Below are 21,501 nucleotides of genomic sequence, written 5' to 3'. Positions count from 1 at the left end.
GGAAAATTTCATCCTGTCAGAAAAGTACATATATATCATTTTTTCACTCCTTTAAAGAAGATTTTGTTCCGTTAGTTACAGAGCTCCTGCTTTAAAGGCACAGATCCTGCAAACAGTCATTTGCAGGATCTTATTTTATATCAGACAAAATGCACAGGGAGGCTGAATCCGCTAAGGAAGATAATATATTAACTATTGTTATTTCCGGTTTGAAAAATAAAGGGGTTTTGTTTTTTATACTGTTAACTTTTATTTTTCTGAAATCGGGCACAAAATATTTAATGCAGGTTAAAGATCAAGACTGTATCAAACAGTATGATTTATCATCAAATCTCATCTATTAAGAAATATCATCCTGAAAATAATATAAAAGTATACTCTTATCCTTAAAGCAAAACAAATAATAAACAAAATATTAAATATAAACAAAAATATATTCTATTTTTAATTAAATACAAAACTATAAATTAAATAAAAACTAAATAAAATCAATTAATAAGAAAATAAATAATATATTTATCTAATAATTTAAAAAACTTATTAAGATGAAAAAATTTAAAAACAATTTATCCCGAAAAGAAATGAAGGAACTTCATGGAGGAATGTCACTTAAAATTCAGGTAGAATCTTTAAGCAGAGAATGTGGAGAGGAATGCGGCCCGGATAATGGCTGTGGTGATGGCTGTCCAAAATGTGACGGTGTATGTAAGAAATAGGAAATATAAAACATAACAGGCTATAAACTTTAGCTTATCTGTTTTATATTTTAACGTTTGTTGTACATCGTCTCCACACAGGAGCACTTTTACAACAAACGCTTTTTTTATTATAACTAATCTTGTTTTATCTCTTTATTTATTGAAAATGAAAAATCTACTTTTTCTTTTTTACTTTCCTCTCTTTATTTTATCCAAAAGTCAGGTAGTTAAAACAGCAATCACCGGGAAAATCAATGGTTCTGTTCCGGACAACACCAAATTACTGGTTTATGACCGGGAAAAAACGGACACTATTATAATCAGGAAAAATACATTTACACTAAACAGGGATATTAAGTATCCAACGGAAATAACTTTAAGATCTCTTATATACGATCAGAAAAAATTTTTAACATTTTATTCGGATCCGGGTATCAGCACCTATATAGATTTAGACATCGACGACTTTTCACAATCTAAGGTAAAAAGTGGGAAATCTGAGAAAGTAAATGAGCTTCTTAAAGAAAAAACGAAAGAAATAAGAGCAAATTTCAAAGAAGCTTACGCCGAATTTCAATATAATATCAAACTTAGAAACGAAGCAACTGACTCTATTAAAAAAAGGCAATTTCAGCTCGTTATTGATTCTTTAGAAGAAAAAGTATTAGAGCCTATTTATGTGAAACAGACACTACTCTGGCTTGACTTTGTAAAGGATAATCCACAGTCATTTGTATCGGTATACAGATTATTGACTACTACAAAATCAAGGATAGGATTACCATTTATGGATCAGCAACAGAAACTGTATAATCAATTGAATGATAAAATAAAAAAAAGCCCTGTAGGGCTAATGGTTAAAGAAAATCTCCGGAATTATTCAGAAAGCAACATTGGAGCTAAAGCTCCTGATTTCAGTTTAAAAGACTATGAAAACAAAAATATAAAGCTCTCTGATTTTAAAGGAAAATATGTCCTTCTGGATTTTTGGGCAAGCTGGTGCATTCCTTGTTTAGAAGATTTTCCTGCACTTAAAGAATATTATCAGAAATACAATCCTGGTTTAGAAATTATCGGAATTTCACGGGATGAAGACCCTGAAAAATGGCGAAGAGCTCTTACAAAGTATGAAGTTAATCACTGGAAACAGATATCATTAGCAGAAAATAAGAACAAGAGTGTTGAAAAAAATTATTTTGTAAGTGCAATTCCTGTCAAAGTATTGATTAATCCGGAAGGAAAAATTATTGCAAGATGGCGGGGATCCGGAAAAGAAAACAGTAAAGAACTGGAAGACTTACTTAAACGTTTTTTCCATGACTGAGACCAATCCTGTTTTTCAGTACCTGAAAAAGGAAAATATAACGATTAACAAATCCGAGTTCTTGTTTCAACATCGGGTACATCCGGATTATCCCAAATTATTATCTGTTGTTGATACTTTAAACTTTCTTAATATACCAGCCAATGCTTTCCACATAACACAAGAGGAGTATTCACTCCTTCCCGAATATTTTATTAGTTATCTAAATCTGGATAAAAGCATCCGTCCCTATTTAATAAAAACAGAAGCAAAAGCAAAATATACTATATATAAAGGAAAAAAAAGAATTTCACTTTCAGAACATGATTTATCGGATCACACCAATGGTGTTTTTTTATTAATAGAAAAAGAAGACAATACTATTTTCAATTTTTCATCAGAAATATTAAAACGAATACCATTACTTCTTTTAACCAGTCTGTTAATAGCTTTATTATTAATTAAAGGCAGTAATATTTTTTCAAATATTTTTTTTCTGTCTTTATCAATTCTAGGATTATATTTATCCGCCACCACTTTAAAAGACATTTTTGGAATTAAAAATAGTCTTATTGATAATATATGTAATATTTCGGCCAAAACAAATTGTACTACACTAATAAATTCCGGGAAACAGTCCTTTTTCAGATATATTAATTTTAGTGATCTGAGTTTATTATTTTTTTCCGGCCAGATACTCGGAATGTTTGTGTTTCTCATATCAGATATGGAAATACAATTTTTTGCAGTTCAGAAATTATTGCTCTATTGTGCCATCCCTTTTATAAGTTTGTCAATATTTTACCAGTTGTTTATTGTGCATAAATGGTGCCTTATATGCCTGTCTATAATTCTAATTTTAGTAACTGAGCTTATATATCTCTCTATTTTCTTTAAAAATATATCATTCCAAAATACAGAGATATTTTTTTTATGTGGTATTATCATCTTTTCTCTAATAACCTTTTGGCAATGGGTTAAGAATTCATTATTAAAACAAAAGAAATTACAGGAGTTTTTCATCGAAGGAAACAGACTTGCAATGGATTATAATATTTTTAAAAACACCCTTACAGCAACCAATAAGATACATTTTCCTCATTCCGTCTTTGAAGCAGGAAATGCTAAGGCAGATAAAATCCTTAGTATCTCAACCAATCCGTTTTGCGCATACTGTAAAGAAGCTCATCAATTAGCTAAAAAGATTGCAAAAAAGCATTCAGGCAAACTTAGTATAAAAATAATATTAAATATTGATTTGATTTCGTTAGATAATGATCTGAAAACTGAATTTTGCAGGCGACTCGTTTCTGCTTATTCCGTTAACTCCGAAAAATTTACTGAGGCTTTAGACTATTGGTTTGAACAGGAAGACATTATTAAATGGAATAAAAAGTATGGAAACATTTCCATTTCAGATGATGCAGAAGAAATATTAAAGTCACATCATTTTTGGGCTTTAAATAATAAATTCCAATTTACTCCTGCTATTTTTATAGATGGATTTCCCTTTCCCAAAAAGTTTGACAGGAAATACTTACCCTACTATATTGAGGAATTTTTAGAAGATGATAACTGGTAGTAGTAAAATGGAAAACATTTCGGGAATTACGTGTAATACAAAAGGCTTAAACAATGTTTAAGCCTTTTCTGGTATATAAAATTTTAAATATAATCGCTTATTTTTTAGCTTTTACATCAATTGCGATTTCGATGTCTTTGCTGATCATCCATTCAGCCGGATCAGATTCAGTAGTACCGAATTTAATACCCCAGTCTGTTCTGTTTACAGTGAACTTAGCCTGAATAGCCGCTGCATCTGCAGTAACATCTACTTTAGCAGGGAAAGTAACATTCATTGTTTTTCCAAGTAAAGTAAGATTTCCGCTTATTGTTTTATTAGCTCCTGCAACAGCATCTTTTGGAGTCTCTTTCAAATCTGCTACGCTTGTAATTTTGAAGTCAGAAACAGGATTTTTCTCTACATTAAAGAAGTCAGGATTCTTCAAGTGAGCTTCAAGTTCTGCTGGCTTTTTATCAGCCTCTGTTACTGAAGCTGGATCTACTTTAATAGAAGTCATATCAATAATAAAGTTACCCGCTGCTACCTGTCCACCTTCAATGCTCAGATCTCCTGATTTTACATTAAGAGTTCCCCAACGAGGTGCAAATCCGCCTTTGTGGAAAGCTTTCCAGTTTACCACAGAAGCTACTGTATCTACTGCTAACTTTTCTCCTTTGCTTTCTGCAACCGACTGCTCTGTAGCTACTGACGTATCTGTTTTTGCTTTATTACATGATGCTGCAAGCAATCCTACTGCTACTAATGCTAATACACTAATTTTTTTCATATTATTATACTGTTTATAAATTCTGTTGTATTTCGGAGACAAAAATAGAAAAACCAAATTACCCTATCCTTAACATACATCAAGAAATACTGTTTTCTGCTTTTTAAGTATTATCTACTATTGAGTTTTTGATGTTGCAACATTGAATACACAAAAGACCTGAACGACGCTTAAGTCTTTAATATTCTATAAACCAAGGTTTTTTAAAAATCTTTTTAATTTATCAATTGGAATATTGTTAATGAATGAAGCATTCCTAAACATTAACAAAATATATTTAGGAATGCACGATTATAATTTTTAATTTTAATCTGTAAACTATTATAATCTGACAACCTGAAGGATGTGCACTTTACAAGTATTATCTCATCAAATTTTCACTAATTTGGTACTTATTTTGTTTGCACCCGATACACATTTATCTTTATGATCACAACCAAATACATTAATTATAAGCAAATCCTTAACCTCTCGGGGCTCCATGTTATTATACTCACCATATGGTGTACGCTGGTAGCTGCACTTTTTTATTTTTTTAAATGGCAATGGATGGTTATTCCGTGGGTACCTGTAGCACTTATTGGTACTGCTGAAGCATTCTATGTAGGCTTTAAAAATAATCAGGCTTATGACAGATTATGGGAGGCAAGAAAAATATGGGGAGGCATTGTTAATTCCAGCCGTTCTTTTACTTCTATGCTTTATGCCTTTAATACTGCAGATGAAAGCGATCTGGAACTGGAGAAAAAAAGAAAAAAATTAGCCTACCGCCATATTGCATGGTTGTATACTTTCCGTGAGCAGCTTTTGGTTCCTACCGAATGGGAACACATCAGTATTGAGAAACACGGGGTGAATGTAGACCAAAGACGTAACAGAATTATTAAGGCCGGATTCCCGGATTATGGAAGAACACCTATTTTCTTAAACAAATATCTTTCTGAAGAAGAAGTAGCATTACAGTCGGAATATAAAAACTTTGCTACTTATCTGATATCACAACAGGCTAAAGAAGTCAATGAACTAAAAAACAGTAAGGATATTTCGGATTTCAACCAAATGCAGCTTCAGGAATGTCTGAATCTGTTTTACGATTATCAGGGTCAGGCTGAGAGAATTAAAAAATTCCCTTCCCCAAGACAGTTTGCCAGTACCGCCTTTATCTTCAATGTTATCTTTATGATGCTTTTACCATTGGGGCTTGTGAATGAGTTTGCCAAACTGGGAAACTGGGGAATACTACTCAGCGTTCCATTCTGTGTTATCATCGGCTGGATTTATATCGTAATGGAACTAGTGGGTGACTATTCAGAAAACCCTTTTGCCGGATTGATGTTCGATATTCCAATGCTGTCCATTTGCAGAACCATTGAAATAGACATGCTCCAGATGATTGGTGAAAATAAAGACGATCTGCCGGAAGGCATAACATCTAAGCACGGCGTTCTGGTATAGTTTGCGATAAACTTTAAACATGATAAATTGATAAAGCCCTTGTTTGAGGGCTTTATCAATTTATCATGGAATGAATCATATCCACTCTTCAATAAGATGCAGCCACAATGCTTTATCCTCCTCTAAAAGGAAAACAGCAGATGCTTTTCTCTGATTATTTACATCTTCGGTAATCTGTATTTCGGTATAGGTTGCCAAACCGTGTTTATCGGAATACTGAATATCTACATTTTCCAGAGTAACACTGCGCGATGGAAATTTACCATACACCGTCGGCAGCCAATCGGAAAACATATGAAACGATACAGCATCACCATCGCCATTGATCATTCTGAAATCCGGTGAAAATCCTGAAAGAATCTCATGATATAGAGTTTCCTGATCTGCTTCTCCTCTGAACCATTTTTCGATATTTTCGCAGAATTTTCTTAACTCTGCAACGACTTTTTCTTTGTTGTTCATTTTATTATAGAATTTAGTATTGATGAATTTTTTGATAATTTTAGAAGTTTGGAATTAAGGTACAGTCCGGTAATCTGAAATAAGGCGATCATTAAAATAGCCAGTGCAAATGCTTTTGGAAAACCTAAATCATTTATAGTACTAAAAAATACAGTTCCGATAATGGCTCCACCAGTTACACCACCTACCTGCATACTGATACTGACCAGGGCTGATGCTTGTCCTGCTTTGTCTTTACTGACCAAGGCTATAGCTGTGCGCATCATAACCGGCATAATTACACCATGTCCAAGCCCTGCCAGAAATAATGTGATATCAGTTCCTAATGAAGGCTTTTGCCAGTAATAAAACAGCCATGAGCTTGCTGAAAAACCTATTATAAGTAAGCCCAAACCTATATAAATTAAAGTATTGACAGAAAGTTTTACTCTTTGAGCAATTAAAGGTCCTAGAAAAAATGCCAATCCATAAGGAACAATAGCCAGTCCTGTGCTCATTGGTGAGTAATGCAGGAATTGTTGTAAATAATAAGGATAACAAATAAATAACCCTGCTGTAAAATTGTAGAAAAATATAACAGGCAGGCTTAATGAAAATCGCTTATCCAGCAATAAAGCAGGATCTATAAGAACTGATTTATTCTGCTGATACCTCTTCACTTCATATCTGAAAAAGATTACCAAAAGTCCTAACCCTACTATCATGGTACAAAATATCCACCACGCCCAATGGTATTCTCTTCCGAAAATAAGCGAGCAAATAAACAGTAATAGTGCAAGAATTAATAACAAAGCTCCTTTATAGTCAATACCCGAATGCTCAGATTCTTTATTATTATCCATACTGAAATGGATACCTGCAATGCAGATAATGGTAACAGGTACATTTACTAAAAATACCATTTCCCATGAAAATCCAGCCCAGTGTAAATTGAGCAAAAGACCACCCAACAATTGTCCTGCTACGGAAGCGAGACCAAATACAGAACTAAAAATACTGACTGCCTTTGGCTGTTCAGTACTGCTAAATAATACCCGAACAGATGCCAACACCTGTGGAGCCAAAAGGGAAGCTCCCACTCCCTGAAAAAGTCTGGCAGCAATGAGCACAGAAATATCAGGAGAAAAAGCACATGCTATGGAGGAAAACAGGAAAATGTACAATCCGAGGGTAAATATTTTCTTCCTTCCGTAGATATCCCCCAACCTTCCGCCACATACGACCAACGCAGCATAAGTTAGTCCGTAGATAGCTACCACTAATTGTAATTGCTGATCTGTAGCATTAAAAGCCTTTTGTATTGCTGGCAAGGCCATGTTCACAATAAAATAATCCAAAGGTGACAAAAAAGCTCCTGCTACCAGAAAACCTAGTGCCTGCCATCTTTTCGAATGAGTATTCATTTTTTTAATGCAAAAATACCCGCTTTTAATACGGTTAAAATTGTACTTTTGGAGGAATATATAGTGTCCTGATATGAAAAACCTGCATATAGAAAATATTACCGTAAAAGAATTAAAATTGGTTAATGAATCCATTCAGTTCCGGACACAGGCTTTTCTTAGCCTCGTTTATATTGTTAAAGGTGAAGGAGAACTCTCTTACGAGGAGCATCAGATAGATTTTATAAAAGGGAAACTTATTATAATTCCTCAGCATCAGGCTTATCATTTCAAAAGTGCAAATGCAGAACTAATAGTCATACAGTGCCCTGTTGAGTTTATTGACAAAATACGCCTCGAAGCGGACCGTATAGAAAGCTGTGAAAATTTGTATAAACTACAATACATAAGCAATAACCATCACTCACGTGCAGGATGTGTATTCCGGAATAAAAATGATGAGTCTTTTGCAGAGACCCTTATCCTTCAAATTGCAAGAGAATACAGAAACAAAACGGAGGACTATCTTATCATCAGAAATAGTATCTCCATTTTACTCAACCTTATTACCCGTAATATTATTAAAAGCGAAGCTTCTGATATAGAAAAGAACCGGAAAGCATTTTCCATTATGAAGATTATCACCTATATACAGCAGCATATAAAGGATAAAGAAAGGCTTCGTATCCCGGTTATTGCAGAACATTTCCGGATTTCCGAAAACTATTTTGGTGAATATTTCAAACAGCAGACAGGTATTTCTTATCAGGAATATTTACTGGATTATCGTTTAAAACTCGTAGAAAACTATCTGCGCCACAGCAGCATCCGCCTGAGCGAAATAGCTTATGAATTACAATTCAGTGATGAAAGCCATCTTTCAAAGCTATTTAAAAAACATAAGGGTATAACCCCAGGGGCGTACAGGAAACTGAAATAATAAAGGGTGATAAATTCTAATACACCCAAAAAAATCGGGTAACCCAAGAAGGATTACCCGATAAAACTTGTTAACAGACAAAGAATGATGATAATATTGTTATTTACCGGCTATGCCGGAAATGAGTTAACAGTTTTACAAACAAATGAATGATGATTTTTTAAATTGATATTTTGATTATTATTTACGGAGTTGGAGGAGCTGCATATTTCCATGGTTTAAAGCCATTAAACTCAGAAGTTCTTGCAGCCCATACCATAATATTCCCCATCACAATACTATTATAAGCACTTTTACTTCGGGAAGTATAACCATTTCCCGCATCTCCGTATGGTTTTGGCAATGGTCTTTTAGTTGTGGCATCATAATTAAAAGGACATATAGTAGCCGAAGTAAGATCCCCGTTCGAAACAAAGCCACCGTCTCCTACATAGAAAAAGTTCTTAGTATTATGCTTAAACATGGTAATACCCGAATTAGAACCCGTTCTGTTAATGGCTTGTCCGTAGGAATATACGGTCACTTGGCTCAACGGAACATTTACAATCCCAAGAGTTGTACCGGCATCTTCTCCCCAATATTGTCCGCGCGCATCTCCTACCTGGCCATTCAGTATTTTGTCATTAGAATTTGTTCCTACCAAAGGATACATGGCACCACCACTACCATTGGAATCCAGAGTAATATTTGAAACCCCAAATAAGCTGTTAAAGAAACTTCTGTTTTCGGTGCCTACACTATCCTGAAGCAGCATTATTACAATTCCATTATTGTTAATATAGTCCAATAATGCTGTTGCTACAGCCGGTCTGATATAAAGAACATCATATCCAAGAATTATAATATCCGGTTTTTTGGATGCGTCTGCAGGATTAATTTTATTGATAATATTATTATCTCCGGCAGTACTAGCACTATAGTTCACCCAGTTTTCTGTCTTATCATCAGTAGCATTTCCTCCAATCCACGCACCCCCGCCAGACGTCCATGGTGACATTTTAACCAAGCTTGTAGGCAGGTTCCCGAAGTTTTCTTTAGCATTTAGGAAAGCCCATGAACGGCCTTGTTCCAAAGCATAACCATAGCTTGTATTATTTGAAATATGCAGAATTCTTTTTGAAGTAAGCATATACCATAAGTTGGCAACTCCCAGTAATCGCTGCCCGGAAGCCGGAGAAGTAAAATTGTAAGTAAATGAGGGCTTATTTGCTGCTCCGTTGTAAGTCGCAAGATTTCTGTCGGCAACTGCTGCTGCTGCATCTGTAAAATGCACCTGAAGATCATCTATATTCACCTTATATGAAGTTAAAGCTGCAGGATCTGCAGTATAATAATTAGCTTCCCATACGTTTGTAGGTGACAGCGCTGTAAAAATATCCGTTGTCGGAATAACCTGTAAATTACTTATACTACCTCCTTTAATATCAAAAGTTCCTTTTTTCAGATAATTATTCTGTGCAAAGCTTGCCTTAAAACTATTGATGGTTGCATATTCTGCTAATATTGAAGCATCCACTTTTACACTTACCTGTGCCACTTTGTGCTGAAATGTAATAGCTACATTGTAAGTATCCTGTTGATTTTGCGGAGTTTTAGCAACCACTACTTCTCCTGTAGCGTAAAGTAAATCTTTGTCTATTGCTGTATCTATAGAAGGACTTGCCGTATTCGCCGGCTCAGGTATTGCTTCGTTATTATTATAAGAGTATGCATACCATGTGTAGGTTCCTCCTTTTACAGCATCCAGAGATACTGGTGTTCCGGAAGTGGCTTGTACAGTTTTCCATAATAATCCTGTAGCCTTATCATAAATAAGAATACGATAAGTATACCCCACCGGCATCGGCTGTGTAGCCGCTATAAGATTATTATTCAGGTTACCCGTGCTTGCAACTGCTGATTTCAGGATCTGATTTCCTACCGTCGCGTCCATAGGTGCTTGTTCCGCTTTAGCATCTGCGATAAATCCGCTGGCCGTAGTTAGTCCGGAAGTATTTCCTACTGTTGTACCTCCAGTAAGGGACATCGTGCTGCTTACTGATGCTACTGCCATTTTACTAACAGGTTGAATAACCTCTGTCCCTATTACGCCGTCTACTTTTATCACCATTTTCATTCCTTCGCCTCCAGCAGATGACCCCTCATTATTATCCGGCGAACAACTTGCTACAGAAAACGTTAAGAGTAAAGCCGAGAACAATGTTGAGAATATTCTGCTACAGCTTCTATATGTAGTTGTATTATTCATAATCAATTGTATTTGTTGTGTTTTTAAAATTCCCAGTTTTGTTCATCTTTTTTCTCATCCCAATCTGTAATTGTGGGTGTATTGGTAGAACCACCAGGAACAATCTGTGCCGAAGAACTGGCAATCCCCTGCTCCATTTTTACATACAGAACCTCCAGAACAGGAGGTTCATAATATTTTTTTTCAGTCTGATTCATCAATTGTTTGTCATTTTTTCTCATTGTATTTATATTCTTTAAAGGTTTTTCAGCAATCTGTTAGCATATTATCTGATACTTTACAGCACAGAGAATTACTAAGCTTAAGAGGAAAATTTATTGTGTTTTTGAATTTTAGGGCAGGTATGTTATATCCTGTATAATATCGCTGTACAAAGTTATATTCATTAATCAGTTATGTATTATTTACATACCCTTATATTCACTCACGAGTGAAAAAAAGGTGATAAAATCTCATCATGAACAGACAAGAATGGACTGCGGAAAATTATATCGTGCATCCCACATCTCCTTCCTTTAGATAAAACAACAATTTGCAGTTATTTATAAGAGTAATTTTCAGAATTATAGATTACTCAAAAAGCAATCTATGTTCACATCTCCTGGTATATTGAGTTTTTTCTTTACTCTGTATTTTCTGCTCTCTACAGATTTTACAGTAGAGTCGGTACAGACTGCTATATCTTTTGTTCTGAATTCTAGTTTTATTAATGCACACATTTGTAGTTCGGAAGAAACAAGGTCTGGATTAATGTTAAGAAGTGCGGGTATAAAATCTGGAAAAAACAGCTGAAATTTTTCCAGAAAAAGAGGTGATTTTTGTTCAGCCAGATCAATGATTTCTTTAACCTTATTTTGTACAAGGTCTTGGATAATAACAATCTTTTTACTGAGTTCTTTATTTGTAGCTGCTAAATCTGCAATTTGCAATCTTTTTGAGTTTACATTTTTTACCAGAAGCTTTATTTTATAATCTTTATCGGCAATAAAGCCAATATGAAAAAAAAATGTAGTTACCGAAAATATAATGTTTACGACTTTCAGTACTTTATAATTATTTCCTGCTAAAAATTTGTTTCTCGGAATAAAATTCAGATCAAAAGATTCAACAACAATAAAATTTAGTAGAATAACCAATACCAATACATACACAATATTTTTCTGAGTTTTATAATCAAAGAAAAAGGGTATTACAAAAAGTAAGGAAAAATAGAAATATTCATCTCCGACATCTCCATAATTGTAAACATGAAAAAAGCTGATATGAAGTGTAAGAACTATAATGACACTGCTGACAAGGGTATTTAGAAGTTTTTTGGAATAGTCTGACTTCTTAACCTTGCCAATTAAAAGAAAACTGAATGAAATAAAAATCAGGAATAAAGATATGGGTACATCCTTTAGAAAAAATCCGATAAATAAGGCAAAAACAAGAAATACACAAAACAGAAAATACAAATATTTGTTGATTAAATTTATGTATAGACTATGAATACTTCCTTCTTCATTAATAATTCTGTTTTGCATATTTTTTATGGGCAATGATTAAAATGGAAATGAAAGTAATAATATAAATACTATACATATATAATTAAATATAAAAGTATATTCTGAAATATTACTGTAATATTTTTCTTTCTAAAAAATTAAATTTTAATGTGAATTGGAAATTTTTATATAGATGTCATCCAGATCGTGAAATCCTGATCAGCAGGAATTTCGATTTTTTTCCTTAATCTGTACTTTTTGCTTTCGATTGATTTAACGGTAGAATTACTGTATAATGCAATCTGCTTGTTGCTAAAATTGAGCTTTAGCATTGCGCATAAATATAAATCCGACAAAGTAAGCGGTGCTTTTGATGCATTTCTTATGCTATTAAAGAAAGTAGGAAAATACAGATCAAAGCGTTCTATAAAAATCGAATCATTGGTCTGTGCCAATCTGATCATTTCACTAATATCTGATTCTGATAATTTTTCTTTTTTGTGTTGTTCTTCTAAAGTTTCAATCTTAACCTGCAGATCTCTAATATACTGATCTTTAGTAACATTAAAATCAACCAGCATATAGTCTTCTCTCTTTTTTTCTCCAACAAAATAATAAGTGATTCTGAATATCAATAAACTAAATGTAATATTCATAATCAACAGCTTATTCTGATAATGATATTTTAAGACTAAACTGGATTTAGGTACAAGATTAAAATTATTTACAGCAGATATATACAAGCTTCCTAATATAATAACTGAAATGATAAAAATTTCAATTTTATTTTCGGGATAGTTTAAAAAAAAAGGAATAGCCAGAAACAATGGAAAATAAAATAAAAAAACGCAGCTCTCAACACCACAAAAAGAAGAGTAATAAGTTATAATAAAGTTGAGTAAAATGAAAGTGATCAGAATAACATATTTGTTCTTTCTGTATTCTTTTATAACATAAGAGCCTGCAAATAGCAAGGATATTGAGAGTAAAAAGAGGCTATCCACAGTAAGTGCTATAAAAGTATAGATAGCAATCCCATGTGAAAAGAAAATAAGCGTTAATAAGGCAAGATATTGATTAATTAAAATTGTAAAATCTTTTTCAATTTCACTGGCATTATGATCAATCCCCCAAAATGAAATTGTCTCATATATACCTTTTACAGTTCTTGAAAAATGGCTTTTGCTCATTCTCATTTTTTAGTCCTCGTCTATGATAATTAGTTGAAAGTATTCCTCATTAATTTACACAAACGTATTTATTACGTATGAGAATTCAGTAATAGGCTAACACTCATTTACACTCACGAGTGATTTAAAGTGCCTAATACATGTAATTTTCTTCAAAATAGATTTTGATTTACGCTTAGAGAAATATTCACCATCATATGAACTCATAATTTATATTCAAATCTTAATTACTTATTATTTCAAAAAAATGTGATTTATAATTATTCCTTTGGATACAATTATTATTTTTACCAGATAATTAACAACCATGAAGTATTTATCTCTTATCTTATCATCCATTTTTGTAATCTCTTGCAGCACTTCCATTAATCCTAATAAACACTCTCGGGTTATAATTTTGGGAACCATACATTACGGTGCTGAGAATATCAACACAGAATCTGTCTATACAATATTATCGAAGTTCAAACCCGATATCATATTATTGGAAGCAGAATCTAATATTTTTGAAAAAGAGAATGTGCTAAAAACTGACTTCGATGGTATCAACAATAATGAATTTCAGGCGACTTTGAAATACCAGAAGGAAAACCCTGGTGTGCAAATTAAGCCTGCTGAATTAGAAGGCAGAAACAATTACAGAAAAGAATTGGGAATTTATTCAGAAGCAGGTTTTGTTTTTAATAAACTCGAAGAGTTAGATAAAAAAGGAGAAATAAAGCTTTCCGATCAGGAAAAAAAGAATTTGTCGAAACTCAATAGTTATTGGAACGCTGTGGAAAGTATTGCTAAACAGGATTTGAAAACAGTTAATTCAAAACAGTCTGACGCCATTGTTGACAGTCTGATGAAATATCAGTATAACCGGACAAGAGACATTGTGAATAATCATAATGAATTCACCAAATTCAGGTTACTGAGCAGCAAAAACAAAAAAGACACTATTACTTTCAAAGAATACTTCAATAACTGGTCAAATTTTGAAGGAAACATCAGAAATGAAGGCATCGCAAAAAATGTAATCAAATACTACAAAGAGAATCCCGGAAAAAAAATCATTCTGCTCACAGGGTTTAAACACCGCTTTTTTATAAAAAAATATTTAGAAAGCCAGAATATTAAAACAATCGAATTCTACCAATAATAAGAGATTTACTCATATTTCTCACCTGTATTACTGGTTTTTCAGATTTCACGCAATTATTTATATTTCAAAAAAAAGTGATTTAATCTGTTTTCTTTCCTTACAATTATTATTTTTACCAGCTACAAAAGGTTGAAAATTGATAACTCATGAAAAAACTATTATTATTCCCTATAATCCTTCAAACCCTCCTGGGCTGTAACAGTGCTCCACCAGCCGAACTTACCAAGATGGAACATTCAACGCTGCTTGTCGCAACACAGGGCTCTATTTATAATTTTGATCTTGATGAAAATAAAATAGCATGGCAATATAACAGTCCTATAGATTCCACTGGTAACAGAAATCTTTTTACACTGGATGGGCAAAATATTTTCATGCCTTTTGAAAGTGGAAAGCTGATTAATTTTGATGTTAATACAGGCAAAATAATCTGGAAGCAACAAGTCGATGGCAGCGAAGATTTACCAATAGATTTGGGTGGCAATGATAACCAGCAAAATCAAAAACTACAATCAATCATGCCTTTATTTATGTCTCAACCACTTGTTGATGGCCAAAATATAATAATAGCTTCCACAGGACAGCCAGAGACTACGAATGCATGGTTATATAACTTCAACAGAACTACGGGTGAAAAAACATGGGCAAGCCCCTTACCTACTGTCTTCAATCTATATGCACCTGTAAAATACCGCGACAATTATTTTGTAAATTCAGCTGTATTCCTGGAGATGTATACTCAAATAGGTACTCATACATCTTACGGAATGTTCGATGGTGATGTGGAGATCGCAGGCCAGCCTCTTCAGCATCATGATGTAAGCCAGTTTGAATATCCTATTTACAACCAAATGCAGACCGATGGCAAAAACCTTTTTATAGGTGATGAAAAAGGTAAATTTTATTGCCTGAATCTTGATAAAAATGCTAGCCTTCCAAATTCAGATATTTCTGATCCCAATAATACATTTATTAAAAATCCAAAGGTATTTAAATGGATATTTAAAGACGATCATTACAGCTTTGCCGGGGATGCCAAGAGTTTTTTAGAAGATGATATTCTATATACTGTCCTGAGGGACGGCATTCGTACTGAATCTTGCATTTTTGCTATTGACACTGATAATGGTAAAACAAAGTGGAAACAAGTAATAAAGGCAGATATTATAAACTGGTCGACTGTTAAAGATAAAATTATCGGTAATACAGAAAACACAATTTTTTATATGGATGCTAATGGTAAAAACTTTACTGAAGTTAAAATTAAGAATAAGCCATTATCCAATATAGAATCTATCGACAAGACTCATTTTATATATGCCACCCAAAAAGGAATTGAAATCTTCGATACCAATACAAGAACATCAAAACTTGTTATAAGTAAATATTTTAAAGATAACCAGCACAACAACTTACAGATTAAATATATTTATAAATAAGTTTAACAATCGCTATTTTTATCAGTCAGATTATATATCAAAAAAAAGTGATTTACTATATTTCCTTCACATACAATTATTATTTTTACCCTATGTAAAAGATTGAAATTACTATCTAAACAAACACGATGAAAATAAAAGCCTTTTTCCTGTACACTTTTATTCTGCTTGCTTTCTCAAGCTGCAAACAGATACCTGTACAATCTGCCGCTGTATCACCACCCAAATGGTTGGCAAAGACTTATAAGCATGTTATTATGATAGAAGATGAGCATATGGTAAAACTTGGAGAAAACTATCTGATAGATATTCCAATACAGGAAAAACCAGATTCAACCTATGTCTTTTTCTTAAATGCTGACATTCCGGTTGAGCGATTAAAAAAGCCCAGTAGCTTCTACCCTTCCATTAATGAATTTATATTAATTGTTCCGGACCGGAAATACTACCAGACAATTGCAGAAGAGGCTTCTAAGCAAGGAATACAAGTAGAACCATTGGTTACAAACAACTATTATCACATTATACGAAATGGTGAAGAAGTAAAAACAGACAGTACACATATATCCGGTAACGGGCACCCAAAAATCAGTTATGCCGAACCTGAAGTCCCAAAAGATATGCTACAAGTTTACTATACCGATAGCTATGGTTCCGTATGCTGTCCACGCGATCCAAAATGGGATAGTAATCAGGATGATGCATCTTTCATAAAAGGATATGAACAGAATAACAAGGTTAAAATTACAGATACCTACAGGCAGAATAATGGTAAAGAAGGTGAACATGCTATTTATTACACACTTTCAAGGTTAACATCTTTACAACGCCTGGGTTTTATGCTGGAAAAGAGGTCTCAAGGGTTTGTAAACAAAGAAAAAAAGGACATTATTTTCGCTCCGCAAATATTTACGCCACTTCTTGTGAAAATTGAAAAAGAAGGGTTTCGGAAAATGACAAAGCTAAATTGATAGATGGGTATTAAAGTAAAAATCTGTACAGATCGCTTCACCGAGGCTAAATGTAATAATTATAACCCGTGATGATATTTCTTTATCTACTGTCTATGATAAAGAATCTTATAAATTTAAAATAGCTACTTTAGAATAATGAGTCGGCAATACATTCTCAGTTTTATAAAAAAACTCCGCCAAAGGAAGAAAATTCTTATCTCTATGGTTTCTGTAATCTTTGCAGTTCTGCCATTGGTGTTCTATGTATGCGCTTATATAGAAACCGTGAATATAGGCAAAGACCTATTAGGCGAGTCCCGATATAACGAAAGAATTTCAGATGCCGGAAAATATGCTTTAGTAATGGCCGGAATATTCAGCCTCTTTTTAGCAGCTGCATTATTTATAATCAACAGATTTATTAACAGCTATATTTCTATATTAAATTCTCTCGATGAGGGTGATATCTCGAAACTAAAAGAATACAATGACATACAGTTACCCCTGAGTAAATATACTGTTCCTTTTATTTTTCAGAAAAATACCCTACATATTTTTAATATGGGAAAAGTAACCTCAATAAAAGGCAGTAATATCGTAAACTACGAAATAGAAAAGATACGCAGCCGCAACGGATTTTTTTATCGACTGAACATCAATACCAGAAATGGAAACTATAAACACACCATGTATAATATAGACAAGCAAGCGGCAATGCTACAAGAGGATATTGCCAGTATCATGTATAAAACCAGCAACTAAAATATTTATGGGTAAAATTGTTAGCATATTACTTTTCATTTCCGGTTTTAGTTTTGGCCAGAATACTGAATTCTTTTCTGATTCAAAGACTGTAATAAAACCTGGTAAATACAAAATAAATATTACCCAAAGGAATGATAAAACCAAATCAGTTGTAAACTTTGAGCTGTTTCGGAAATCCGGAAACAAATGGTCCAAAATCCAAAACGGAAGCTTTAAAAAGCAAGCAGATCTTCCGCTGTTTGTAACTACAGATGAAGACCTGAATAATGATGGCTATAATGATTTAAAAATATTCTATGCCCAGGCAGCAAGAGGCGCTAATGAGATTGAAAAACTGTTGATTTTTAATCCAAAAACACAAAAGCTTGTCGAAATTATTAATTCACAGGAGTATCCGAATCTGCATTATAACGCCAAAAGAAATTGCATTACCTCTTATATGTTTTACGGTGGAAATGCCACATACTTCCTGCATATTAAACAAAACAGGCTGGAAGGTTTTGGTAAAGTCGAATTTTCTAATGATAGTATTTATAGCTACAGAATCAAAAACAAGCAGGAGATTTTACTGAAGAAACAAGCCTATAAGTCCAATGATGGTGCTGTGTTCTTCTCCAATTTCGATCCTGTAGAAGAATAAATAACAATTCCTGCATCCATAAAATATAGTACAGAAATGTTCAGCCACAAACACAAAATTATCACATGAAACAAAAAACATTTATAATTATAGCTATAATCCTTGGTACAATGCTATTTACAGCTCAGTCCAAAATCAACATGGAAGGAAAGTCATTCACCGGTTTTATTACAAGTTTATGTGTAGAAACCGTTCCGCCTGATCCATGTGCAGGATATTCTGATGAAATGGAGCTTTATTTCAAAAAAGATATTGTTGAAATTGTCTCACTAAGGTACAAATGCAACAAAACACAAAGAAAATCTGTATTTTCTAAATGGAAATGGATATCAGGAAATCAAATTAAAGTGGAGAAACTTAATTACGAAAATCAGCCTTTTATTTCCGGGAACATATTGTTTCTTAAAAACAATCAGCTAATTGGTAAGCATGGCTCCGGATATACTCAGGATTTTACATTCGAACCCCTGACAAAAAAACACAGGTAACATGGATAAAATAATACTTTTAGTTTCTTTCTTTATTATCACAGGCAGGTTAACTGCACAAACCGTGTATACCGGATTTATTGGTGAATCTCCTGTCGAAATGGTAATAGATTCAGATTCAGGCACGGCAGATGCTGTTTATGCCTACACCAATTACGATGAACCTATCCGGCTAAATAATGGTATTATTAAAAACGGAAGACTCATTTTCAACGAAAAAGAAGGGAAACTGACAAAGGCCGTACTGACATTTGAAAATTTTACAACTGATAAAAATACGATAACAGGTGTATGGAAAAACTTGAAAACAAAAAATGAGTTAAAAATTACGTTAACTAAAAAATACGCTGTTGAAAATGGCGAAAATATACAGTGGGCGGACAGAGAATTATTACAACCCGAATCTACAAAGGATAAATACTTTAAAGTTGTCCTTTCAAAAGAAAAGGACGGATATTACCCCACAATTACTGCTGTAAAAGTATATGAGAAACGAACTGATAAACTACTACAAAAAATTGATGTGGAATGCTCATTTTTAGGACTGGATAATATCAATATCGAGGATTATAACTTCGATGGTACCGAAGACTTTTCTATATTCGAAGCCAGCTATGCAGGTCCCAATACCTCACGGATCTACTACCTGTACAACAAAGCCACACAACAATATTATGAAAGTGGTTTTAGCGGAGTTTCTTTAGAGTTCGACCAGAAGAAAAAAAGAATATATGAAAGGAATCAGTGCTGTGCAGGAACTATCGTAACAACAGCCGAATATAAAGTTGTAAAAGATAATATGGTTTTACTTAACCAGCATTGTTATCGTTGGGATGACAGAAAACAAAAACTGGTAGAAAAAGCAATAAAAGCATGTCAGTAGAAGCTTTTAATTCATCTGCTTTTTCAGTTACATTCAACCTTTATTATCTATGAAATTATTAATAGTTATATTTATCACTAAAACAGACAAATAAATAAACAAATGAAAACAGGATTATTCACCTTATGTATACTGACGGCCCATGTTGCTTTTGCCCAGCAGAAGCTGGAAGACATCAAAATAGATCTTCCAACTTCCGGAGATACCGGAAATGTATTTATAAATACAGTGACCTTAAAAGATTCTGATAAGAAGATAGTAACTCTAACGGATGGAAATTACAGCATTGACAACAGCAAACAAAAGGCTAATATCAGCATCAAAAAAGGTCTGATCAATGGTACTGTAACTGAAATTGAAGAACAAGTGAAATTTAATTTTACTATTGAAAACTCACATATTACTGCTTACAATATGTATAACGGTTCCGACTTAGCACTCGATGCCCGCAGAGATAAAGAAAAAGCATATTTCAAAGGCTATCATCCTAATAAAGCTCTGAAATATGAAGGCTGGGTATCTTTAGATAAAAACAAATATTTCGGGCGTGGTATTTCAAAACAATATTCTGAAAATGGCACATTAACTGGCATTGAAAACGATATTACTGTAAGTTATACCTCTTTTTATCCCAACGGAAATAAAAAGGAAGTCACCGGAGTAAATCTTTTCGAAAGTTATAACGAAGATGGAACCCCGGAAAACAAACAGTATACAAAGAATAATGTCCGCTACGACGATTATTACTACAAAGGAAAGCTGGGTACCAGTTCTTATAAAGACAAACAAGGAAACGAAGTAAAAGACTATTATGAAAATGGACAAATTCAGAAAAAAGAAGTAATAACCAGTCTTAACGGAGAATTATGGCTATCTGCCTACGACAAATCCGGAAAACTAATAAGTAAAAAACCTTTGTCCGAAACTGGTGCAGAGAAAGCTAAATCCGCCGAATAAACAAAATTCAATATTATACGACAAGTAGCCTTTATGAAAAAAACGCTAAAAATCATTGTTTCTGTGATTATTCTGTTCGGAATATTCCTGGTGGCAGCCAACTTTATAAATGTTTCCCCTAACGAAAGCCTCCTGTACAAAATTCAGCAGTACGCAACCTATTCTAAAGCCGACTGGGAGAATTACGAAAGAAACCAAAAATTATTGGCCGAAAACCCCGTTCCTGCCAACTATGTAACCGAAGCGGTACAGACCGCACAGGGAGAAGATGATATCTATCCTGTAGATAGTAATTTTGCAACACCTGCTGTAAAAGCACAAGAAATAGAAAAGATAAAAAAGGCTAAATTCGAAAATCTGGTTGTCGCAAAAAATAAGCCAGATGACGAGGATGCCCAGTCTGCGTTAATCAGGTTTACGAGAGATCGGTTAACGGATGTTATTATAAACCAAAAGCTCAATATAAAGGTGGGCAAATGTTATGTAAATCCCAATACTGAAGGCAACTTCAATTGTGTAAGCTGCATGATTCTGCTATACAACCGCGACAAAAAAGACTGGCAGGAAGCTCCGGATGGAGAAAACTTCCTTAAGAATTCTTACGATTTTTATCAATCTTCCGAAGGTGCCAGATGGGAAGCAAAAGACCTTTCTATGCAGATTCCTTTCGATTATATATTGCGCAAAAAATACAGTGTCCAATAGTACATAGA

At 33.6% G+C, this 21,501-nt stretch carries 21 protein-coding genes; 14 read left to right on the top strand and 7 right to left on the bottom strand.

What is annotated here, in order from left to right; translation table 11 throughout:
* The first annotated feature begins 545 nt into the window (after window positions 1-545).
* From AYC65_RS20675 to AYC65_RS02545, 3 genes are all read left to right on the top strand, one after another.
* Window positions 546-716 (top strand): hypothetical protein, encoded by a 171-nt coding sequence (locus tag AYC65_RS20675; protein ID WP_157877513.1) that lies wholly within the window; start codon window positions 546-548, stop codon window positions 714-716.
* Window positions 717-864: 148 nt separating this feature from the next.
* Complete coding sequence (locus AYC65_RS02550; RefSeq protein ID WP_059333788.1) at window positions 865-2,022, top strand: TlpA disulfide reductase family protein; 1,158 nt, start codon at window positions 865-867, stop codon at window positions 2,020-2,022.
* Between the two features lie 61 nt (window positions 2,023-2,083).
* Complete coding sequence (locus AYC65_RS02545) at window positions 2,084-3,583, top strand: vitamin K epoxide reductase family protein (protein WP_157877512.1); 1,500 nt, start codon at window positions 2,084-2,086, stop codon at window positions 3,581-3,583.
* A 97-nt stretch (window positions 3,584-3,680) separates the two neighbouring features.
* Here the strand turns inward: AYC65_RS02545 and AYC65_RS02540 are convergent, their stop codons facing one another.
* A complete protein-coding gene (locus AYC65_RS02540) occupies window positions 3,681-4,352 on the bottom strand; it encodes a YceI family protein (RefSeq protein WP_034871526.1) in 672 nt (223 codons plus the stop codon).
* A 426-nt stretch (window positions 4,353-4,778) separates the two neighbouring features.
* Between AYC65_RS02540 and AYC65_RS02535 the strand changes: the two genes are divergently transcribed.
* Window positions 4,779-5,807, top strand: a complete 1,029-nt coding sequence (locus tag AYC65_RS02535; RefSeq protein ID WP_034871329.1) for a bestrophin family protein — start codon at window positions 4,779-4,781, stop codon at window positions 5,805-5,807.
* 75 nt (window positions 5,808-5,882) lie between these two features.
* On the opposite strand, the gene AYC65_RS02530 is transcribed toward AYC65_RS02535, so the two are convergent.
* Both AYC65_RS02530 and AYC65_RS02525 read right to left on the bottom strand, forming a co-directional pair.
* Window positions 5,883-6,269, bottom strand: a complete 387-nt coding sequence (locus AYC65_RS02530; protein ID WP_034871330.1) for a hypothetical protein — start codon at window positions 6,267-6,269, stop codon at window positions 5,883-5,885.
* A complete protein-coding gene (locus AYC65_RS02525) occupies window positions 6,266-7,672 on the bottom strand; it encodes an MFS transporter (protein ID WP_034871331.1) in 1,407 nt (468 codons plus the stop codon). The genes AYC65_RS02530 and AYC65_RS02525 overlap by 4 nt, the downstream gene beginning before the upstream one ends.
* Before the next feature lie 73 nt (window positions 7,673-7,745).
* Here AYC65_RS02525 and AYC65_RS02520 point away from each other — a divergent pair, with 73 nt between their 5' ends.
* On the top strand, window positions 7,746-8,591 hold the full coding sequence (locus AYC65_RS02520) for an AraC family transcriptional regulator (RefSeq protein WP_034871332.1): 846 nt from the start codon (window positions 7,746-7,748) through the stop codon (window positions 8,589-8,591).
* Window positions 8,592-8,775: 184 nt separating this feature from the next.
* Here AYC65_RS02520 and AYC65_RS02515 read toward each other — a convergent pair whose 3' ends face one another.
* The 4 genes from AYC65_RS02515 to AYC65_RS02500 form a co-directional block, all read right to left on the bottom strand.
* On the bottom strand, window positions 8,776-10,839 hold the full coding sequence (locus tag AYC65_RS02515; protein WP_034871333.1) for a fimbrillin family protein: 2,064 nt from the start codon (window positions 10,837-10,839) through the stop codon (window positions 8,776-8,778).
* Between the two features lie 23 nt (window positions 10,840-10,862).
* Complete coding sequence (locus AYC65_RS02510; protein ID WP_034871334.1) at window positions 10,863-11,060, bottom strand: hypothetical protein; 198 nt, start codon at window positions 11,058-11,060, stop codon at window positions 10,863-10,865.
* A gap of 342 nt (window positions 11,061-11,402) precedes the next feature.
* Window positions 11,403-12,365, bottom strand: coding sequence for a helix-turn-helix transcriptional regulator (locus AYC65_RS02505; RefSeq protein WP_034871335.1), 963 nt, complete (start codon window positions 12,363-12,365; stop codon window positions 11,403-11,405).
* A 146-nt stretch (window positions 12,366-12,511) separates the two neighbouring features.
* Window positions 12,512-13,516: a hypothetical protein gene (locus AYC65_RS02500; RefSeq protein WP_234300228.1), complete on the bottom strand. Its 1,005-nt coding sequence runs from the start codon at window positions 13,514-13,516 to the stop codon at window positions 12,512-12,514.
* A 307-nt stretch (window positions 13,517-13,823) separates the two neighbouring features.
* Between AYC65_RS02500 and AYC65_RS02495 the strand changes: the two genes are divergently transcribed.
* The 9 genes from AYC65_RS02495 (at window position 13,824) to AYC65_RS02455 (ending at window position 21,493) form a co-directional block, all read left to right on the top strand.
* A complete protein-coding gene (locus AYC65_RS02495) occupies window positions 13,824-14,660 on the top strand; it encodes a hypothetical protein (RefSeq protein ID WP_034871336.1) in 837 nt (278 codons plus the stop codon).
* Window positions 14,661-14,809: 149 nt separating this feature from the next.
* Window positions 14,810-16,102 carry an outer membrane protein assembly factor BamB family protein gene (locus tag AYC65_RS02490; protein ID WP_078674626.1) on the top strand — a complete coding sequence of 431 codons (1,293 nt, stop codon included), beginning with the start codon at window positions 14,810-14,812 and terminating at the stop codon, window positions 16,100-16,102.
* Between the two features lie 128 nt (window positions 16,103-16,230).
* Window positions 16,231-17,073 carry a hypothetical protein gene (locus AYC65_RS02485; protein WP_034871337.1) on the top strand — a complete coding sequence of 281 codons (843 nt, stop codon included), beginning with the start codon at window positions 16,231-16,233 and terminating at the stop codon, window positions 17,071-17,073.
* Between the two features lie 204 nt (window positions 17,074-17,277).
* The gene (locus AYC65_RS02480) at window positions 17,278-17,817 is read left to right on the top strand and encodes a hypothetical protein (RefSeq protein WP_234300227.1); all 540 of its coding nucleotides are present in this window, start codon (window positions 17,278-17,280) and stop codon (window positions 17,815-17,817) included.
* A 7-nt stretch (window positions 17,818-17,824) separates the two neighbouring features.
* On the top strand, window positions 17,825-18,460 hold the full coding sequence (locus tag AYC65_RS02475; protein WP_034871339.1) for an XAC2610-related protein: 636 nt from the start codon (window positions 17,825-17,827) through the stop codon (window positions 18,458-18,460).
* Window positions 18,461-18,525: 65 nt separating this feature from the next.
* Window positions 18,526-18,948 carry a hypothetical protein gene (locus AYC65_RS02470; RefSeq protein WP_034871340.1) on the top strand — a complete coding sequence of 141 codons (423 nt, stop codon included), beginning with the start codon at window positions 18,526-18,528 and terminating at the stop codon, window positions 18,946-18,948.
* A gap of 1 nt (window position 18,949) precedes the next feature.
* Complete coding sequence (locus tag AYC65_RS02465) at window positions 18,950-19,831, top strand: XAC2610-related protein (RefSeq protein ID WP_052114787.1); 882 nt, start codon at window positions 18,950-18,952, stop codon at window positions 19,829-19,831.
* 102 nt (window positions 19,832-19,933) lie between these two features.
* On the top strand, window positions 19,934-20,788 hold the full coding sequence (locus tag AYC65_RS02460) for a hypothetical protein (protein WP_034871341.1): 855 nt from the start codon (window positions 19,934-19,936) through the stop codon (window positions 20,786-20,788).
* Window positions 20,789-20,821: 33 nt separating this feature from the next.
* On the top strand, window positions 20,822-21,493 hold the full coding sequence (locus AYC65_RS02455) for a hypothetical protein (protein WP_034871342.1): 672 nt from the start codon (window positions 20,822-20,824) through the stop codon (window positions 21,491-21,493).
* Window positions 21,494-21,501 lie beyond the last annotated feature (8 nt).

This window comes from Elizabethkingia bruuniana (genome assembly GCF_002024805.1).
Classification (GTDB): Bacteria; Bacteroidota; Bacteroidia; order Flavobacteriales; family Weeksellaceae; genus Elizabethkingia; species Elizabethkingia bruuniana.
This window is presented reverse-complemented; position numbering and strand designations above follow the sequence as displayed.

Excerpts from the sequence above, each read along its gene's own strand:
- AYC65_RS20675 (WP_157877513.1), top strand. The coding sequence starts at position 546 with ATGAAAAAATTTAAAAACAATTTATCCCGAAAAGAAATGAAGGAACTT.
- AYC65_RS02550 (WP_059333788.1), top strand. The coding sequence starts at position 865 with ATGAAAAATCTACTTTTTCTTTTTTACTTTCCTCTCTTTATTTTATCC.
- AYC65_RS02540 (WP_034871526.1), bottom strand. The coding sequence starts at position 4,352 with ATGAAAAAAATTAGTGTATTAGCATTAGTAGCAGTAGGATTGCTTGCA.
- AYC65_RS02535 (WP_034871329.1), top strand. The coding sequence starts at position 4,779 with ATGATCACAACCAAATACATTAATTATAAGCAAATCCTTAACCTCTCG.
- AYC65_RS02530 (WP_034871330.1), bottom strand. The coding sequence starts at position 6,269 with ATGAACAACAAAGAAAAAGTCGTTGCAGAGTTAAGAAAATTCTGCGAA.
- AYC65_RS02525 (WP_034871331.1), bottom strand. The coding sequence starts at position 7,672 with ATGAATACTCATTCGAAAAGATGGCAGGCACTAGGTTTTCTGGTAGCA.
- AYC65_RS02520 (WP_034871332.1), top strand. The coding sequence starts at position 7,746 with ATGAAAAACCTGCATATAGAAAATATTACCGTAAAAGAATTAAAATTG.
- AYC65_RS02515 (WP_034871333.1), bottom strand. The coding sequence starts at position 10,839 with ATGAATAATACAACTACATATAGAAGCTGTAGCAGAATATTCTCAACA.
- AYC65_RS02510 (WP_034871334.1), bottom strand. The coding sequence starts at position 11,060 with ATGAGAAAAAATGACAAACAATTGATGAATCAGACTGAAAAAAAATAT.
- AYC65_RS02505 (WP_034871335.1), bottom strand. The coding sequence starts at position 12,365 with ATGCAAAACAGAATTATTAATGAAGAAGGAAGTATTCATAGTCTATAC.
- AYC65_RS02500 (WP_234300228.1), bottom strand. The coding sequence starts at position 13,516 with ATGAGCAAAAGCCATTTTTCAAGAACTGTAAAAGGTATATATGAGACA.
- AYC65_RS02495 (WP_034871336.1), top strand. The coding sequence starts at position 13,824 with ATGAAGTATTTATCTCTTATCTTATCATCCATTTTTGTAATCTCTTGC.
- AYC65_RS02490 (WP_078674626.1), top strand. The coding sequence starts at position 14,810 with ATGAAAAAACTATTATTATTCCCTATAATCCTTCAAACCCTCCTGGGC.
- AYC65_RS02485 (WP_034871337.1), top strand. The coding sequence starts at position 16,231 with ATGAAAATAAAAGCCTTTTTCCTGTACACTTTTATTCTGCTTGCTTTC.
- AYC65_RS02480 (WP_234300227.1), top strand. The coding sequence starts at position 17,278 with ATGGTTTCTGTAATCTTTGCAGTTCTGCCATTGGTGTTCTATGTATGC.
- AYC65_RS02475 (WP_034871339.1), top strand. The coding sequence starts at position 17,825 with ATGGGTAAAATTGTTAGCATATTACTTTTCATTTCCGGTTTTAGTTTT.
- AYC65_RS02470 (WP_034871340.1), top strand. The coding sequence starts at position 18,526 with ATGAAACAAAAAACATTTATAATTATAGCTATAATCCTTGGTACAATG.
- AYC65_RS02465 (WP_052114787.1), top strand. The coding sequence starts at position 18,950 with ATGGATAAAATAATACTTTTAGTTTCTTTCTTTATTATCACAGGCAGG.
- AYC65_RS02460 (WP_034871341.1), top strand. The coding sequence starts at position 19,934 with ATGAAAACAGGATTATTCACCTTATGTATACTGACGGCCCATGTTGCT.
- AYC65_RS02455 (WP_034871342.1), top strand. The coding sequence starts at position 20,822 with ATGAAAAAAACGCTAAAAATCATTGTTTCTGTGATTATTCTGTTCGGA.